The 17,100-nt window shown below is 50.8% G+C and carries 16 protein-coding genes; 5 read left to right on the top strand and 11 right to left on the bottom strand.

Annotated features, from left to right (window positions below; translation table 11 throughout):
* Nucleotides 1–96: 96 nt before the first annotated feature.
* The 3 genes from CRN96_RS10080 to CRN96_RS10085 all read right to left on the bottom strand — a co-directional run bounded on the left by CRN96_RS10080 (nt 97) and on the right by CRN96_RS10085 (nt 2,188).
* A complete protein-coding gene (locus CRN96_RS10080) occupies nt 97–477 on the bottom strand; it encodes a VOC family protein (protein WP_097041754.1) in 381 nt (126 codons plus the stop codon).
* Nucleotides 478–595: 118 nt separating this feature from the next.
* Nucleotides 596–724, bottom strand: coding sequence for a hypothetical protein (locus CRN96_RS13470; RefSeq protein ID WP_281254131.1), 129 nt, complete (start codon nt 722–724; stop codon nt 596–598).
* Between the two features lie 51 nt (nt 725–775).
* Nucleotides 776–2,188 carry a YfcC family protein gene (locus tag CRN96_RS10085; RefSeq protein WP_097041756.1) on the bottom strand — a complete coding sequence of 471 codons (1,413 nt, stop codon included), beginning with the start codon at nt 2,186–2,188 and terminating at the stop codon, nt 776–778.
* A gap of 246 nt (nt 2,189–2,434) precedes the next feature.
* On the opposite strand from CRN96_RS10085, the gene mgtE reads away from it, so the two are divergent.
* Nucleotides 2,435–3,787 (top strand): magnesium transporter, encoded by a 1,353-nt coding sequence (mgtE, locus tag CRN96_RS10090; protein WP_097041758.1) that lies wholly within the window; start codon nt 2,435–2,437, stop codon nt 3,785–3,787.
* Between the two features lie 345 nt (nt 3,788–4,132).
* Here mgtE and CRN96_RS10095 read toward each other — a convergent pair whose 3' ends face one another.
* Nucleotides 4,133–5,266: a 5-methyltetrahydropteroyltriglutamate--homocysteine S-methyltransferase gene (locus CRN96_RS10095; RefSeq protein WP_097041759.1), complete on the bottom strand. Its 1,134-nt coding sequence runs from the start codon at nt 5,264–5,266 to the stop codon at nt 4,133–4,135.
* A 150-nt stretch (nt 5,267–5,416) separates the two neighbouring features.
* On the opposite strand from CRN96_RS10095, the gene CRN96_RS10100 reads away from it, so the two are divergent.
* On the top strand, nt 5,417–6,331 hold the full coding sequence (locus CRN96_RS10100) for a LysR family transcriptional regulator (RefSeq protein WP_097041761.1): 915 nt from the start codon (nt 5,417–5,419) through the stop codon (nt 6,329–6,331).
* Here the strand turns inward: CRN96_RS10100 and CRN96_RS10105 are convergent.
* The 4 genes from CRN96_RS10105 to gabT form a co-directional block, all read right to left on the bottom strand.
* Nucleotides 6,326–6,775: a GNAT family N-acetyltransferase gene (locus CRN96_RS10105; protein ID WP_097041763.1), complete on the bottom strand. Its 450-nt coding sequence runs from the start codon at nt 6,773–6,775 to the stop codon at nt 6,326–6,328. The genes CRN96_RS10100 and CRN96_RS10105 overlap by 6 nt on opposite strands.
* 434 nt (nt 6,776–7,209) lie before the next feature.
* On the bottom strand, nt 7,210–8,616 hold the full coding sequence (locus CRN96_RS10115; RefSeq protein ID WP_245844637.1) for an APC family permease: 1,407 nt from the start codon (nt 8,614–8,616) through the stop codon (nt 7,210–7,212).
* A 51-nt stretch (nt 8,617–8,667) separates the two neighbouring features.
* Nucleotides 8,668–10,062 (bottom strand): NAD-dependent succinate-semialdehyde dehydrogenase, encoded by a 1,395-nt coding sequence (locus CRN96_RS10120; RefSeq protein WP_097041767.1) that lies wholly within the window; start codon nt 10,060–10,062, stop codon nt 8,668–8,670.
* On the bottom strand, nt 10,059–11,360 hold the full coding sequence (gene gabT, locus CRN96_RS10125) for a 4-aminobutyrate--2-oxoglutarate transaminase (RefSeq protein ID WP_097041769.1): 1,302 nt from the start codon (nt 11,358–11,360) through the stop codon (nt 10,059–10,061). Before gabT ends, CRN96_RS10120 begins: the two co-directional genes overlap by 4 nt.
* 113 nt (nt 11,361–11,473) lie before the next feature.
* Here gabT and gabR point away from each other — a divergent pair, with 113 nt between their 5' ends.
* Nucleotides 11,474–12,883 carry a MocR-like transcriptional regulator GabR gene (gabR, locus tag CRN96_RS10130; protein WP_097041771.1) on the top strand — a complete coding sequence of 470 codons (1,410 nt, stop codon included), beginning with the start codon at nt 11,474–11,476 and terminating at the stop codon, nt 12,881–12,883.
* A gap of 46 nt (nt 12,884–12,929) precedes the next feature.
* Here the strand turns inward: gabR and CRN96_RS10135 are convergent, their stop codons facing one another.
* The 3 genes from CRN96_RS10135 to CRN96_RS10145 form a co-directional block, all read right to left on the bottom strand.
* Nucleotides 12,930–13,568, bottom strand: coding sequence for an alpha/beta hydrolase (locus CRN96_RS10135; protein ID WP_179647180.1), 639 nt, complete (start codon nt 13,566–13,568; stop codon nt 12,930–12,932).
* A gap of 62 nt (nt 13,569–13,630) precedes the next feature.
* Nucleotides 13,631–14,068: a VOC family protein gene (locus CRN96_RS10140; protein WP_097041774.1), complete on the bottom strand. Its 438-nt coding sequence runs from the start codon at nt 14,066–14,068 to the stop codon at nt 13,631–13,633.
* 82 nt (nt 14,069–14,150) lie between these two features.
* Nucleotides 14,151–14,858 (bottom strand): sirohydrochlorin chelatase, encoded by a 708-nt coding sequence (locus tag CRN96_RS10145; protein ID WP_097041776.1) that lies wholly within the window; start codon nt 14,856–14,858, stop codon nt 14,151–14,153.
* A 127-nt stretch (nt 14,859–14,985) separates the two neighbouring features.
* Between CRN96_RS10145 and CRN96_RS10150 the strand changes: the two genes are divergently transcribed.
* Nucleotides 14,986–16,146: an acyl-CoA dehydrogenase family protein gene (locus CRN96_RS10150; RefSeq protein WP_245844639.1), complete on the top strand. Its 1,161-nt coding sequence runs from the start codon at nt 14,986–14,988 to the stop codon at nt 16,144–16,146.
* A complete protein-coding gene (locus CRN96_RS10155) occupies nt 16,146–17,072 on the top strand; it encodes a nucleoside hydrolase (protein ID WP_097042029.1) in 927 nt (308 codons plus the stop codon). The genes CRN96_RS10150 and CRN96_RS10155 overlap by 1 nt, the downstream gene beginning before the upstream one ends.
* Nucleotides 17,073–17,100 lie beyond the last annotated feature (28 nt).

The following is a 17,100-nucleotide window of genomic DNA, read 5'->3' on the forward strand; positions in this document are numbered from 1 at the left end:
CACAATGGTAAATAAAGGACTGAACAATAAAGCAGGAGTGATGATATCAATCATCACTCCTGCTTTTTATATACTCTGATCATTGCTTCCATCCGCTTACCCGGCTTCCTTCACTGCAAAATAATTATCCTCATCATCCGAGAAATTAAAGACACGCCCGTCCGGGGTTTTGACGATGTCACCGCATCTGATGCCTTTATTGCTCAAATCGGCATACAGTGCATCCAGATCCTGCACACGGAACATCAATGAAGGGGTCTCCAGATTCACCTCGGGGCTCGCTTCCCTTATGAATTCCTTGTCAAAGATCGTGATGCTCGTCTCGGAATCGAGGCTCGGTGCGACTTCGACCGATTTATAGTCATCGTAGATGATATCTTCAGACTTGATGACAAAACCCAGGTCCTTCGTCCAAAAAGCGATGGACTGCTCCTGATTATCCACATACAACATGACACTGTCCAAACCGTCTATCATATATACTCCCCCTCCTTAATACTGCCTTACATTTCAATTATAAGTATCAGTTTACTATTACACAAATTTAAACAATAAAAAGCAGCGCCCCGCCTGCGTGGCGAGGCACTGCTTTTATTCATTTCTTCTGGACGGAGTGGATGACGAGATCTTCGCCGTAACGGCGCCGGCTTATTTTTCTCGCATCGGCCGAACTCCGCGCCGAAATCTCATAAGTCTTTTTCCCATCATCTTTTTCCAGCGTCACGATAAAACACTTCGTGCCACATCTCATATTCATTCACCCTTTCACTCTTTTTTAGAACGGGCCGTAGTCGATGAAGAACGCAATGACGAGGAATATCGCCGCTGCTCCGTACCATAACAGAAGCAATGGCCAGATGAACTTGATCCAGTCCGTATACTTGATCTGCGCAATCGCAAGTGCCGCCATGAAGTACCCGGATGTCGGATAGAAGATGTTCGAGAATCCGTCACCGAACAGGAAGGCAAGCACGGCGGTCTGTCTGGTCATTTCAGCGAGATCCACCAGCCCGACCATGATCGGCATGGTTGCTGCCGCCTGTCCGCTTCCTGAAGGAATCAGGAAGTTCAGGAGACCCTGGACGATCATCATGGCGACCGGAACGAGCCATTCCGGCAGGAACGTGATGACCAGGCTCAGGCCGTGGACGACCGTATCCATAATGGAACCGTCCTCAAGCACTACAGAAACCGCACGCGCGATCCCGACGATCAGCGCGCCGAGCAGGATATTCCGGATCCCTTCGTTCATCGCTTCGGCAATCCTTGAAGGGCCGAGTCCGCCGATCAAACCGACGATGAGGCCTGTCAGGATGTAGAATCCTGCAAGCTCGATAAAGTACCACTGGTACTGGAAGATGCCGAACAGCATAAAGCCGAGTGCCGCAATGAACACCCATGTCGCGACCACGGTACGTGTACCCGCTTCCTGGATGTCATCTTCCTTTTCAGTGAACTGAGAATCATCGACATCATCCGTGATCAGAGAATTCGAAGGATCTTTCTGTACACGTTTGATGTAGAAGGTGACGAACAGTATACCGATGATCGTCATCAGGGTCAATATAATTGCACGGTAACCGATTCCTGAGAACAGCGGCAGCTCCGCAATCGTCTGCGCCGTGCCGAGGTTCGCCGGCGCCGTCAGCGCCACCGAGAAACCGACAACGGTCGCGATCAGCACGGTTGCAGCCGCAGCCATCCTGTCGAAACCGAGCCTTATAAATAAAGGCAGCAGCGCAGGCAGGAATATCAGGGATGATTCTATATTACCCGTCAATGCCACGAAAAGTGCCAGGGGTACAATGATCACCGGAATGATCAGCAATCCCTTGTCCCCGAAACGCTTGATCAGGAAGTTGATGATCAAATCGATGACGCCCGCTTTCTCAATGACCCGGAACATCGCACCGATGGCCATGATACCGAAGATGATGATGACCGTCTGCTCCACACCACGCGGGATGGCGGTCATAAATTCAAAGATGCCCACCGGACTCTGTTGTATGAATTCAAATGTATTCGGGATGATGACGGACCGTCCGTCCACTTCCTCACGGTCGAACTGACCTGCTGGAACTATGTATGATGCGATTGCGCCGAGAGTGATTAAAATGAAGAGTATGACGTAAATATGCGGCATCTCAAATCTCGGCTTATTCTTGTTTCCAATTGTGCTTTTTGCCAATTCCAAAACCCCCTGTCAATATTTTTAAAATTTAAATAACTCATATAAAAGCTATTATTACATAATTTTCTAGTGAAATGGAGGTTGCTCCCCCTTTTGGTTTAAAAATTCACATTTTTTATAATAAAATGAAATTAAATTAATATGTATATGACGGAGAGATGTATTTTAAGGAAATGAATTTAATTTCCGCCGTAAAGGGTAACAATTAAATAAAGATAAGGATGAAGATAGGGAGGATTCTTAATGGAGCAGATCATCAGCTTTCATCATGAGATAGAAACAGCACTTCAGATACAGGACGGACAGGCTTTCAGGAGTATATTCCTGAACCTCCATCCGATGGACCAGGCCGCCATATATCTGGATCTGGATGCCCGCGACCACCGCAGGATCCAGGAATTCCTGTCGCCGAAGGAATTTTCCGCCGTCTTTCAGGCGCTGGACCTGGAACATCAGGAAGTGGCTGTTGAAGATATGGATGACGAATATATCGCGCACATGTTCGATGCCATGTACGCCGATAACGTCGCCGACTTCCTTGAAGAACAGACACCCGGCTACCGCGAGAGGATCATATCCCTCATGTCCCCGTCGGGCAGTGAGGAAGTGAAGGAACTCCTCAACTATACGGAAGACAGCGCCGGGACGATCATGACCAAGGAATATGTCACCGCAGAGGAACATGAAACCATCAGCGCGGTCATGAAGCATCTCAGGGCGGAAGCGTCACACGCCGAGACCATCTATTATGTATATATCATTGATGAAGCCCACCATTTAAAAGGCGTCGCTTCATTGAGGGATATGCTCATGGCTGGTGAAGATGATGAAATCCGGTCACTCATGCGGACCAACGTCATTTCTGTAAAAGTTGATGACGATCAGGAAGATGTGGCCAAAGTGATACAGAAGTATAACTTGAGCGCCTTGCCCGTCGTTACGGAATATGGCCTGCTTTCAGGCATCGTCACGGTGGATGACATCCTCGACGTCGTACATATTGAAATCGAGGAAGATTTCGGGGAACTCGGAACGACGCGTGGCGCTATGGATCATAAGCTCACCATCCTCCAGTCCGCCAAAAAGCGCGGTCCGTGGATCATCGTCCTGATGCTCCTCGGGATGATCACGGCAAACATCATCGGGGCATTCGAGGAGACGCTGGAAGCCGTCGTGCTGCTGTCGGCGTTTATTCCGCTGATCATGGATTCCGCAGGGAACACCGGCACGCAGGCCCTCACCGTCGCCGTCCGGAATCTCGCACTCGGCAACATCGGACCCGGCACGATACTCAGGACACTGTGGCGGGAACTCGGCACCGGATTCCTGATCGGCCTTGCATGCTCGGTCGCGCTGATGATCCTCATCCCGATATTCTATCCGGACGGCGGAATGATCTTCGCCGTCATCGTCGGACTAACACTGGTGGTGACGCTGAGCGTCTCCGCCGTCGTCGGCGCCGTCATCCCCCTCATCATCAAAAAACTGAACATCGACCCGGCGGTCGCATCCGGCCCATTCATCACCACGATCAACGACATCATGGGGCTGCTCATTTATTTCACGATCGCCACGACGATGCTCTCATATATTTGAAACTCCGCCCGGCAGGAGGGGTTTTATTGGGTTGGGCGGGAGTTTGCGGCATAACTTGGATGGCGGGGTGTGAGTTATGCCGCAAATGTCTTCGAAACGGCATAACTCGGCTGTCAGAGTATCACTTATGTCACAAATGCCTTCCAAACGGCATAACTTGTCCGTCGAGGCACCACTTATGTCACAAATGCCTTCCAAACGGCATAACTTGGCTGTCGGGGCACCACTTATGTCACAAATGCCTTCCAAACGACATAACTTGTTTATCCCGACATCACTTATGTCGTAAGCATCCGCCAACAAAAAAGAGGCCGCGCACTCACGCAGCCCCCGATCTTTATTCCATTATTTACCCCAGACTTCCTCTGTGATCTCTTTGACGAGTTCAAGTTTTGCCCATTGTTCCTGCTCAGTCAGGTTGTTGCCTTCCTCAGTAGATGCGAACCCGCACTGCGGGCTGAGGCACAGTCTGTCTTTATCGATATATTTCGCCGCTTCTTCGATGCGGGATTTGATTTCTTCCTTATCTTCAAGCTCCGGAACTTTTGAAGAGATCAGGCCGAGTACGACCACTTTATCGCCGCTCACTTTTGACAGTGATTCGAATCCGCCGGCACGCTCCGTATCGAATTCAAGGTAGTAGCCTTCGACATTCTCTTCGCCGAATAAAATATCCGCAACTTTGTCATACGCACCGGAGGATGCCCATGTTGAACGGTAGTTCCCGCGGCATACGTGCGTAGTGATCACGAGGTCTTCAGGTGCACCCTCAATCGCCTTATTGTTCACACCGACATATTTCCGGCTCAGGCCTTCAACGGTGAAGTCGCCCGCCATTTTTTCCCAGTATTCCTCATCGACGATCATGCCCCATGTGCAGTCGTCGAGCTGCAGGTTGCGGCAACCCGCTTCATACAATTCTTTAATAAAGGTCTGGTAGGCTTTAGCGATGTCCTCGAGCAGTTCTTCTTCATTCGGATAGATTTTCTCGGTTGCTTCTTTATTATCCGGACGAAGCAGCTCCGCCAGGAACTGGGCCGGTGCCGGGATCGTCTGCCTTGCGATGACTTCATCATCCGCAAACTGATTGACGAATTTAAAGTGTCCGATGAACGGATGCCCCGACCCGCCGAGCTTGCCCGTCAGGCGTGCGGATTCTGCGCGCGTTTCGACTTCAGCGAACTGGTAGCCTTCATCGACTTCCACTTTCTCCATGCCTTCAAGACCCCACATGAAATCGAGATGCCACCATGATCTGCGGAATTCACCATCTGTGATCGCCTTCAGGCCGATCTCCTTCTGCTTTTCGATCAGCTCTTCGATTGCTTCATCTTCAACCGATTTCAGTTCCTCTGCAGAAATCGTGTTTTTGGCGAATGCATCACGTGCTTCCTTCAATCTCAACGGGCGCAAAAAGCTTCCCACGTTATCAAATCTGTAAGGTGCAGTTTTTCGTTCATTTATATTTTTAACAGTCATATCCGGCCACTCCTCTATTGTTTTGTTCGTATATCAAGGTTAACATACCTTTCTGAGATAGCATAAGAGTTTAAATTCATGTCCCGCTATAGCTTTAAGCTATATCCTGCGGTATAATTTTATTCATTAAACTTGAAAGCGGGGATACCCATGACGATACAGCAGTTGAAATATCTGATAGAAGTGGTGAATACGGGCTCGATCAACGAAGCGGCGAAAAACCTCTTCATCTCGCAGCCGACATTGTCCAAGGCGATTAAGACGCTCGAGGCGGAGATGGGGATCGTCATATTCACAAGGACGTCGAAAGGCATCGTCCTCTCATCCGACGGTGCCGAATTCATGAGCTACGCCAGACAGGTCGTCGAACAAGTGAACCTGATGGAGCACCGATACCTTGATTCGCCATATCAGGAACGCCTGTTGTCCGTGTCCACCCAGCACTACTCCTTTTCTGTCGATGCGATGGTCAGGATGATCGACCGGTACGGCGGTGATAAATACCAGTTCACGCTGCGGGAGACGAAGACTTTTGAAATCATCGACGATGTGAAAAACCTGACGAGCGAAGTCGGCGTGCTGTATATGAACAGCTTCAATGAGCAGGTCCTCTCACAGCTGATTAAGGAGAACCACCTCGGCTTCGAACCGCTGTTCTCAGCGAACCCCCATGTCTTCATCAGCCGGGATAACCCCCTCGCAAAAAAGGAACTCGTCACCATTGAAGACCTTGAGCCCTATCCAAGGCTGTCATTCGAACAGGGGAAGAACAACTCCTTCTATTTCTCGGAGGAGATTTTAGGGACGCTCGATGTCCCGAAGAACATCCTCGTCAGTGACCGCGCGACTTTATTCAACTGCCTGATCGGCCTGAACGGCTATACGATCTCGACGGGGATTTTAAGCGAAGAGCTGAACGGCACGGATATCATCCCGGTGAGGCTTGATATCGACGATCAGATCACCGTCGGCACTTTGACCAATAAAAAAGCACAGCTCAGCCGGATGGCGAAGCTGTACCTGGAAGAGCTCGAAAATTGCATCGAGTCCTATGAGATTTTATAGGAAGAGTTTCATGCCCTCATGCGTCACCTTGAAGCCGAGCTTTTCGTAGAACGCATGCGCACCGCCGCGCCGCTTGTCTGTCGTGAGCTGGACGATGCCGCAGCCGTCCTTTTTGGCCAGCCGGATCGCCTCTTCAAATAAAGCCCGTCCCACACCTTTGCCCCGGTGGGACTTATGCACCCGGACCCCTTCAATCTGGGCACGCTTCTGTCCCCCGCGCGCAAGCGTCGGGATGAAAGTGAGCTGCAGGCAGCCGGTGATCGCGCCATTTTCAGTGGCAAGCAGGATCTGATTGCCCGCCTGCGCCTCGATGTCCCTGAACGACTGGATATATTTCTCCTCTATGAGGTCGGACACCGTCTCCCGTGTTTTACCTAATTCGTCATCTGCAAGCATCGAGATGATTTCCTGCAGGTCCTCTTCCCCCGCCATCCTGAAATCCATTGCCTCACCCCTTTTACTGGAGTATAGCAAGATTTTAGGGTGATTTCATTTTGATGGTGGCATGGAACCCCTCCCGTGACACGAAACATCGATTTTTGGGACTCTTATGTCACAAAAAGCCTCTCCGTGACACGAAACACCGATTTTCACTGCCCTCGTGTCACAAAACGTCCCTCCGTGACATGAAACATCGATTTTCACTGCCCTCGTGTCACAAAACGCCTCCCCGTGACACGAAACACTGATTTTCACTGCTCTCGTGTCACAAAACGTCTCTCCGTGACACGAAACTCCGATTTTCACTGCTCTCGTGTCACAAAATGCCTTCTCGTGACATGAAACATCAATTTTCACAGCTCCCGTGTCACATCCCAGTTCCTCATCTCTAAAACCATAAATAAAAAGAGACAAAACCGGAGTTTTGTCCCTGAATATCATTTATCAATTTCCTTGTTCGCATTCATCCCGCCGTTATAGTCTCTGTTGATTCCTTTTTCACTGCCAAGCATGAAGAAAATGAATCCGATTAAATACCAGCCTATGACAATCAACCACTCCATCGGCCAAACCAAAGATGAAGGAGAAAATGGCAGATAAATTAAGATGAATAATACACTTAATATGATGGCGATCAACCCGACAACTTTCCAGTTTTTAATACTGAACGGACGGTTCAATTCTGGCTCGGTCTTCCTTAATTTCAGGAATGATATCGACACGATCAGGTAACCGAGGACGATGCCGATACCGCCTGCATTGACGAACCAATTGAGCGACGCATGTCCAAGCAGCGGGGCGACCGCGCCAAGTATCCCTAAAAACAAGATGGCATTCACAGGTGTATTATATCTGGGATGGATCTTGCTGAACCATTCCGGGATCATCCTACGTATCGACATGGCATACAAAATGCGGCTGCCGCCTATTATGAATGCGTTCCAGCTTGTTATTATACCGGCAACACCGGCGATGACGATGATATTGGCCATGAACTGGCTGTTATACATCATTCTCATCGCATCTGCTGTCGCCAAGTCCGAATCGGCAATCTGGGCCTCTGTCAACCCCATCGATACACCGAAAGCGATCAGCACATAAAATATCACCGTGACGATTATTGAGCCGATCAGTATCCTCCCGATCAAACGGGGCGGTGATTTCACTTCGGCCGCTATTTGAGGGATGACATCAAACCCGACGAATAAGAAAGGTATCATTATCAGGACCGTCATGATGCCGCCGACACCATCACCGAATACAGGGTCCAAATTCCCACTGTCCCCAAGCGTGAAGCCGCTCACCATCAGCAGAATTCCCGCTGCGACCACGCCGAGGGTCAATACATTCTGTACCACTTTGGCCGGTGTGACCCCAAAGTAGTTCAATGATGTCAAAATGATTGAACCTATTGAACCGATGATCACCCATGTGAAGAAGACATCGTCTCCACCGACCGTCCATAAATGCCCCATATGTTCAAAAGGCAGAATGTAGTCGATGACTGTAGGCAGGGCAACCGCCTCGAATGTAATTACAGAAACGTAGCCGAATAAAACACTCCATGCCGCAAAATAGCCGATGATTTTTGGCTTGAATGCTCTCAGTACGAACACCATTCCACCGCCGGTCCTCGGTATGGATGAAGCAAGTTCTGCATAAGTCAAACCGATGAATATAATCAAAATACCGCCTATCGCAAAAGCGATGGCTGTGCCCCCAAAGCCGGCATGGGAAACCCAGTCGCCGGATAAGACGACCCAGCCCCAGCCGAGCATGGCACCTGTAGCCATGAAAAGCAGGTCAATCATAGAAAAAGATTTGGAAAATTTATTTTCGTTCACGTCATGTCCTCCATCATGTCCAGTACCCAAGTTGAAAATATGAACATATTATTAAATCAAATTTCCTATCGATAAATATTTCGTGTCAAGATACGCTTCAATGCCTTCTGGCCCGCCTTCCTTGCCGAGGCCGCTCTCTTTCAGGCCGCCGAATGGTGCATGGGCGGCGGATGGTGCACCGTCGTTCCAGCCGATGACGCCGAACTCTAGCTGCTCGGACAAATAAAGTCCCATCCTGTAATCGTTCGTGAAGTAATATGCTGCAAGTCCGAACGGCAGGCTGTTCGCAAGTGCCACCGCTTCGTCCACTTCCGCGAAGGCTTGAATCGGGATCAGCGGGCCGAACGTCTCCTCGTTCATGATCTCCATCTTCTGTGTTGCATTCTTGATCACCGTCGGTTTAAAGAAGTAAGTGCCCTTCTCATCATCCGCATCACCCTCGCCGCCGCATAGTATATCCGCACCAAGCTGCCGTGCATTTTCAGCCTGGCCGCTCACCTTTTCATACGCCTGTTTGTTGATGAGCGGGCCGACCTGGATGCCTTCCTCAAGCCCGTTGCCGACTTTAAGCCCTGAAACTTTTTCACTCAGCTTCTTCGAAAATTCATCCACGATCGATTCATGGACGAACAGCCGGTTCGCACAGATGCACGTCTGACCGGCGTTCCTGAACTTGGAGGCGATGGTCTGATCGACCGCGATATCGATGTCCGCATCCCCGCAGACGATGATCGGCGCATGCCCGCCGAGCTCCATCGACACATGCTTCACCGTATCCGCGCTGTTTTTGATCAGCGATTTACCGACTGGCGTCGAGCCCGTGAAAGTGATCTTCCTGACGAGGGGGCTGTCGGTAAACATTGACCCGATCTCCCTGCCGGAGCCGTTCACCGCTTTGAAGACATTCTCAGGTACACCCGCTTCGTACGCAAGCTCCACCAGCTTCATCGTCGTGAGCGGCGTTTCCGCCGCTGGTTTTATTATAAAGGAACATCCCGCCGCAAGTGCAGGTGCCACTTTCCGTGTCAGCATCGCCGCAGGGAAATTCCACGGCGTGATGCCTGCGACCAGACCGACCGGCTGCTTTTTGATGATGATGTTTTTATTCGGTGAATTGGCAGGGACCGTCCGGCCGTAGATGCGCTTCGCCTCTTCTGCGTACCATTCGATGTAGGCATTCGCATAGGTGACTTCGCCGAGCGCCTCGTGGAGCGGCTTGCCGCTCTCCTTCGTGATGATCTCTGCCAGTTCATCCTTGTGTTCATTGATGAGGCGGAACCATTCCTTGATGATGCTCGATCGATGATGGGCATCCGTACTGCGCCACTCCTTGAAGCCTTCGTGGCATGCCTCGATCGCCGCCTGGACTTCCTCCTTCGTATTGACAGGCAGAGTGTCGACGACTTCACCCGTTGCCGGGTTCTTTATTTCGAAAGTCTGCGTCACTGCACTTCACCTGCCTCTTCGAGTGCTGCATCCAGTATATCGAGTCCTTTATTGAGCTCATCGTCCGTGATGACGAGCGGCATGAGGAAACGGATGACGTTACCATAAATGCCGGCGGAAAGCAGTATCAATCCGTTATCGTTCGCATACTTTGCGATTTTGCCTGTGCGCGCCTTATCAGGCGACTGGTCGTCATTCACGATCTCGACCGCCACCATCGCACCGAGGCGTCTGACTTCACCGATGAATCCATATCTATCCTGGTACACTTTAAATATATCTTCAAGCTTCTGCCCGATCCGCTCGGCCTTATTGCATAAATCCTCTTCCTCCACGACATCGATGACGGCGAGCGCCGCCGCGCAGGCGACCGGGTTGCCTGCGAATGTGCCGCCGAGTTCACCCGGCTCCGCCGCATCCAGTATTTCCGCCCGGCCGACGACACCGCTGAGCGGCAGTCCGGCTGCGAGTGATTTCGACACCAGCATCAAATCAGGTTCTATATCGAAGTGCTCGGAAGCGAACCATTTCCCCGTGCGGCCGAAGCCTGTCTGGATTTCATCCGCAACGAAGATGATGCCGTGTTCTTTGCAGAATTCTGTAACCGCCTGGACAAAGCGCTTCGGCGGGATGATGAATCCGCCCTCGCCCTGCACCGGCTCCATGACGACGCACGCGACATTTTCAGGCGCGACCGTCTCGATGAAGAAATCATGGAATTCCTTGATCGTCTGATCGATGTACTCCTCCTCTGAGAGTGACGGATGCCTGCGGTAAGTGTACGGGAACGGCGCCTGATAAATATCCGAAGCAAACGGACCGAAGCCGTTCTTGTAAGGTTTCACCTTGCTCGTCATGCTCATCGTAAGATTTGTGCGCCCGTGATAGCCGCGTTTGAATGAGACGACCGCGTTCCTGCCCGTATATTTCCGGGACATCTTGACCGCATTCTCCACCGCTTCCGCACCGGAGTTCAACAGGATCACCTTCTTGTCGAAGTCCCCCGGCGTGATGCCGCACAGTTTCTCGGCAAGTTCGATATAGCCGTCATACATGATGCAGTTGAAGCCCGGATGCAGATACCGGTCGATCTGATTTTTGACCGCCTCCGTCACCTTCGGATGCGTATGGCCGACGTTCTGCACACCGATGGCACCGGCGAAATCGATGAAAGTCTTCCCTTCATGATCGGTCACTGTCGCCCCATGTGCCTGGTCCGCGATGGCCAGATTGCCGTTGCTCACACTCCTTGATACATATTTCTCCCTTTTCTTCTGTAATTCCTCGCTTCTTGTCATAATTTGAAACCCCTTTCACTTCATTGATTATAGCCATTATTTCAAAAATTGGTATAATTGAAAGTACCAATTCCGTAAAAGTTTAGGCACCAGATCAAAAGGGGAGACAGGCCATGCTTGAAGTCAGATTATCCGAAAGCCATTCAAAGTATAAATACCGCCAGATATATGAAAGCTTAAAAGATATGATCATCTCCGGAAAGATACCTAAAGACTACAGGCTGCCTTCAAAAAGGGAGCTTGCGAAAGATTTGGATGTAAGCGTGAATTCGGTGGCCACGGCATACGATCAGCTGATTGCGGAGGGGTATGTATATGCCGTCGAAAAGAAGGGGTATTATACGGAAGCGATCAATAAATACAATCCGGAGACGACGTTCCCGGAATCACTGCCGGAATCGCTGAAGGAGGACAAGGTCCAGAAACGGTATCAGTATTCCCTCTCCCATATGACCGTGAACAGCACGCGCTTCCCATATAAGAAGTGGATGAGCTTCCAGAGGGAAGTGATCAAAAACCACCAGTTCGACATCTCCCGGCTCAACCATCCGCAGGGACCGCTTGAAGTGCGGGAATCGATCAAGAACCTGATTTCCGTCACCCGCGGCATCAACTGCTTCCCGGAACAGATCGTCATCGGCACCGGCACCCAGCCGCTGATCAGCCAGCTCATCGACCTGTTCGGACCCGATGTCAAAGTCGGCATTGAGAACCCGGGCTACTCCAGGGTCCGGGATATGCTGAACGACAAAGGCATCCATGTGGTCAACATCCCCCTCGATACGGAGGGCGTCGACATACAGAAGATGGAGACAGAAGACCCGGCCATCCAGTTCCTGACACCGTCCCATCAGTTCCCGCTCGGCATGATCATGCCGATATCGAAAAGGGTCGACCTGCTGAACTGGGCCTCTGAAAAAGACGGGCGCTACCTCATCGAAGATGATTACGACAGTGAATTCAAATACGGCACCGATAACATCCCTTCACTGCAGAGCCTCGATAAAAACCGCAAAGTGATCTACATGGGGACATTCTCGAAAACCCTCCTGCCGAGCTTCAGGATCAGCTATATGATCCTGCCGCCGGAGCTGCTCGAAAAATATAAGGCGCGGTACAAATACTGGCTTCAGGGCAATGACAGCCTGCAGCTCTACACGTTGAAATATTTCATCGAATCGGGTGAATACAGCCGGTACGTCAAAAAGATGAACAGCCACTATGAGAACAACAGGACCATACTGATCGATGCGCTCCGGAAACGCTTCGGGGAAACGATCGATATCGTGGATGTCCCGGCGGGGCTCCACTTCATCGCAAAATTCAAAACACCCCGCTCCTATGACGATATAAAGGACCGTGCAGAGGCCGCCTCCCTCGAGCTGTATGATATCAGGCGCTTTTCAACCGGGTATGTCGCAGATGACGACGAATGGAAAGATTATGTACTCGGGTTCGCAAACCTCGATACGGAGGAAGCCGATGAAATCGCGGCATGCCTCCACACCGTGATTTTTGAATGAAGAAGGCCCTGCGGAGTTTATTCCCCAGAGCCTTTTAAAATGATGTCTAAATTTTACTGCGCAGCCACTTTACAGCGTCCGCCTTGTTTTCATCACCGATCGTATGGGCCGTATCATACGTCGTGTATATGACGTTGGCGCCCTTTTCCTTGAAATATTCTTCATTTCTGCCGCCGACATGGGGCGGGAATATTTCATCATCCCTGCCGTCCGACAGGAAGACATCGAGATGGCCGACATCCTTCACGCCGTACCGCTCCTCCAGGAAATCCGGCACATAGCCGTTCATGGAGACGATGCCGCTGATCTTATCACCGAGCAGCAGAGCGAGCGTGTTGGACAGTATCGCACCCTGGCTGAAGCCTCCGAGGTAGACATGATCCTTATCCACCGGGTATTCCTCAATCAGCTCTTCGACGAATGCCGGCAGCTTCTCCATGCAGTCATCGAATGATTCCATGTCGGGCTTGCCGAACCCTTCCAGATAATAAAAAGCATAACCGTTGTTGTAATCCATATGACCGCGTACACCGACGACGATGAATTCATCCGTCAATTCCTCGAATGTGTTCCATGTAAAGCTCTCATTATGGCCAATGCCGTGGAACGCGACGAGCATCGGGTATTTTTTGCTTTCATCATAGTTCTCCGGGGTCCTGACTTCGTAGTAAAAAGTATCCTGCACAGTGATGCCTCCTATAGTCGTTATAATGCACATTATATTGATTTCGGGCATGGAATACAAAATTATTCCGCACTGATCATCCAGTCCACACCGTATTTATCCTTGAATCCGCCGAACAGCTTCGACCATTCGACCGGTCCGAGGGGCATGTCCACTTCGGCTGCAGCCCCGGATGCCTTCTCGAAAAATGCCTTCACCGTCTCCACCGCTTCCTCGTCATCGCCGTCGAAGATGAAAGCCACCTGCGTCCCTTCGTTGCTGATCTCCTTGCCGCCCCATGTGCTGCTGATGAAGAACGGCTCACCGAGTATCCTGATTTCTGCATTCATGATGAACTTCTCCGCTTCCTCTCTGCTCATCTTCATTTCCTCGAGTGACCCTTCGAACATCTCATGGTCCGCTTTCGTCACCCCCACCACTTCCGCATCAAAATATTCCACGTAATAATCGATCGCCTCAAGTGCATCCTTGAAATTGAAGTATGGCACTGCCTTGAACATGATATCCCTCCTGTGAAAACGTTTTTTAACGGTTCTATTATACAACGATTTCACCTTCAAGGGAATTATTACACCAATCCATCTACATCAGCTGACCATCCATATGGTCCACAATCACCCGTCCGAGCAGCGGGTCGAAATCGAGGGAAGGCGTGACTTCATAAGACGTATGCAGATTGAGTGATTCGATAACGCTTTTCACCTTATCCGTCATAACCCCGTCATATAGAAATAAAGGCACGATGATCATGTGATCATACCTTCCGGCGATTTCCGTGAGCACTTCTTCGAGGCCCGGGTCTCCGTACAGCGTCATCGGGTGTGCAGGATACCCTGCGTCCAGTGTTTCCGTAAACGCGGCAAGTGTAGCACCCGCTTCCGGATAGTCCGGATTGCCGTGAGCAACCACCGCGATGCCCGTAGCACCCTTCTTCTCAGCTTCACTGATGCGCTGCCTGACGATCTCCTGGATTAAAGGATGATTGCTGAGCGCCGGACGGATATCGATTTTCAGGCGCGGGTATGATGATCTGAAATACGATGCGATCTCAGGTATATCCTTTTTCAGATGGGATGCCGGCAGCATAAGGAGAGGCGTGATGATGATATGCTCCGTTCCTTCATCAATCAGCCGTCCGATTACGGTATAGGCATCCTCGGTCTCACTCTCCAGAAATGCGATTGAAAATTCCGCTTCATGCGGTGCCATCACATCCTCAATATGCGACACCAGTCTCTTATTCAGGCCGCCCCGCCGTGTACCGTGAGCGAGCAGCAGATGTTTCAGCATGGGCCATCCCCCTTTCAATGAAATTATACACTATACCCATGTTCTGCACCTTTGATTAAACCCGCACGCTGTGAAATAATTATAAGGATATATATTTTAAACATGAATGTCCGGGAGGAATACGACCTTGGAAACATTAAAGGATCTCGACTATAAGCAACGTGTACAATTGATAGAAAAAACGGCCGAACAATTCAAGGAAACCTCACAACAGCATGATGAGCAACTGACTTTCCCTTTTGAGAATTTCGACAAACTGAAGGCGGTCGGCTACCCTGCACTGTCCATCCCGAAGGAATACGGCGGCGGAGGCATCAGCCTCACCGAACTGATGAAGCATCAGGAAACGATCGCAAAATACGACGGTGCGACGGCACTGTCCATCGGCTGGCATATGGGCATCATCATGGACATCGGAGAAAAGAGGACATGGAACGAAGAAAAATATAAAAAGGTCGTACGTGATGTCATCGAAAACGGCGCCCTGATCAACAACCTCGCGACAGAACCCGCAACGGGCAGCCCGACACGCGGCGGCAGGCCTGAAACGACCGCCCGGAAGCAGGGCGGGCAGTGGATTTTGAACGGCAGGAAGACATTTTCCACACTCTCCCCTGTCCTGAAATATGCCATCATCGTCGCATCAATCGAAGAGACCGATGAGGTCGGTGAATTCCTCGTCGATATGGGACTACCGGGTGTCACCATCGAGGAGACATGGAATTCCATCGCCATGCGGGCGAGCGGCAGCCATGATGTCGTCCTTGAAGACGTTGCGGTGGAAGAAGAACATCTCGTTGCCTTCCGGACACCGGGCAAAAAGGATCCGTCGGGGTGGCTCCTGCACATACCCGCCTGTTACCTCGGCATTGCACGGGCCGCACAGGATGCGGCGTTGAAGTTTGCCAAAAGCTACTCCCCCAACAGCATCAAAGGCACGATTTCGGAACTGCCGAACGTGCAGGAGAAGCTCGGCAAAATCGAACTCCTCGCAATGGAAGCAGAGGCGTTTCTTTATTCCGCAACAAAAGAATGGGATCAGGCGGACGCAGAGGCACAGAAATCCATGGGACCGAAGCTCGGTGCCGTCAAGACATCCATCGTCAACAAAGCTGTGGAGATTGTCGATCTCTCCATGCGCGTCGTCGGCGCAAAGAGCCTCAATGCGGACAATGAGCTGCAGCGCCATTACAGGAACGTGCGGGCCGGGCTCCATAACCCGCCTATGGATGATATAGTGATTGTGAACCTGGCGAAACATTCGCTCGAAAGGACAGATGATCAATGATGAAGAAAGTCATAATGGATGTGGATACGGGCATCGATGATGCCCTTGCGATACTGTATGCCATTGAAAGTGAGGCACTTGATATCCTCGGCATCACGACCGTGAACGGCAACGTGCCGCTCGATTACGTGACGAAGAACACACTTAAAGTACTGCACCTTGCAGGGGAAAACATCCCGGTACACCCGGGCGCTGTCGAACCCTATTTGAGGGAAGCCATCCATGAGTTCAAAGTGCATGGCAATGACGGCATCGGCAACGCGCTCGATGATATGACCGTGACGAAGGAATTGGAAGACATCTTCGCTGCCGACTTCATCATTGAAAGTGCATATAAGCACAATAAAGACCTCACCCTCATCATGGTCGGGCCGCTGACGAACCTCGCACTCGCACTGAAGAAGGATCCCGCCATCAAGGACATGATCGGGGAAGTCGTCATCATGGGCGGTGTGGTGTCGAATGTCGGACACGGCAATATGCTGCCGACGTCGGAGTTCAATATATTCGCAGACGCCGAAGCAGCGAAAGTCGTCTTCCATAAGGGACTCGACATCACCCTGGTCAGCCTCGACGTCACCCATCAGGTCATGATGACCGATGAACATGTGGAGAAACTTAAAGACACGAAGTACTATGACTTCGTCAAAGATGCGACGGATGAGTACATGGATTATGGGCTGAAGCTTTACGGCAGACGCCAGTGCGCACTGCACGATCCACTCACCGTCGGTTACGTGCTCGACCCCGCACTCCTCAAGACGGAAAAGTACTATGTGGACGTCGAGACCTCAAGCCCCCTCAGCTACGGCCAGACCATATGCGACTTCAGGAGACTGCTCGGCAAGGAACCGAATGTGAACATCTGCACCGGAGTGGACAGCGAACGGTTTCTGAAGGATTTTATAGAGACATTGAGTTCATAAGTGATTTTAATAACTAAAGTTTAATTGT

It is taken from the genome of Salinicoccus kekensis, from assembly GCF_900220995.1.
Classification (GTDB): Bacteria; Bacillota; Bacilli; order Staphylococcales; family Salinicoccaceae; genus Lacicoccus; species Lacicoccus kekensis.

Coding starts and splice junctions, on each gene's coding strand:
- CRN96_RS10080 (WP_097041754.1), bottom strand. CDS start 477: ATGATAGACGGTTTGGACAGTGTCATGTTGTATGTGGATAATCAGGAG.
- mgtE (WP_097041758.1), top strand. CDS start 2,435: ATGGAGCAGATCATCAGCTTTCATCATGAGATAGAAACAGCACTTCAG.
- CRN96_RS10095 (WP_097041759.1), bottom strand. CDS start 5,266: ATGACTGTTAAAAATATAAATGAACGAAAAACTGCACCTTACAGATTT.
- CRN96_RS10100 (WP_097041761.1), top strand. CDS start 5,417: ATGACGATACAGCAGTTGAAATATCTGATAGAAGTGGTGAATACGGGC.
- CRN96_RS10105 (WP_097041763.1), bottom strand. CDS start 6,775: ATGGATTTCAGGATGGCGGGGGAAGAGGACCTGCAGGAAATCATCTCG.
- gabT (WP_097041769.1), bottom strand. CDS start 11,360: ATGACAAGAAGCGAGGAATTACAGAAGAAAAGGGAGAAATATGTATCA.
- gabR (WP_097041771.1), top strand. CDS start 11,474: ATGCTTGAAGTCAGATTATCCGAAAGCCATTCAAAGTATAAATACCGC.
- CRN96_RS10140 (WP_097041774.1), bottom strand. CDS start 14,068: ATGTTCAAGGCAGTGCCATACTTCAATTTCAAGGATGCACTTGAGGCG.
- CRN96_RS10145 (WP_097041776.1), bottom strand. CDS start 14,858: ATGCTGAAACATCTGCTGCTCGCTCACGGTACACGGCGGGGCGGCCTG.
- CRN96_RS10155 (WP_097042029.1), top strand. CDS start 16,146: ATGAAGAAAGTCATAATGGATGTGGATACGGGCATCGATGATGCCCTT.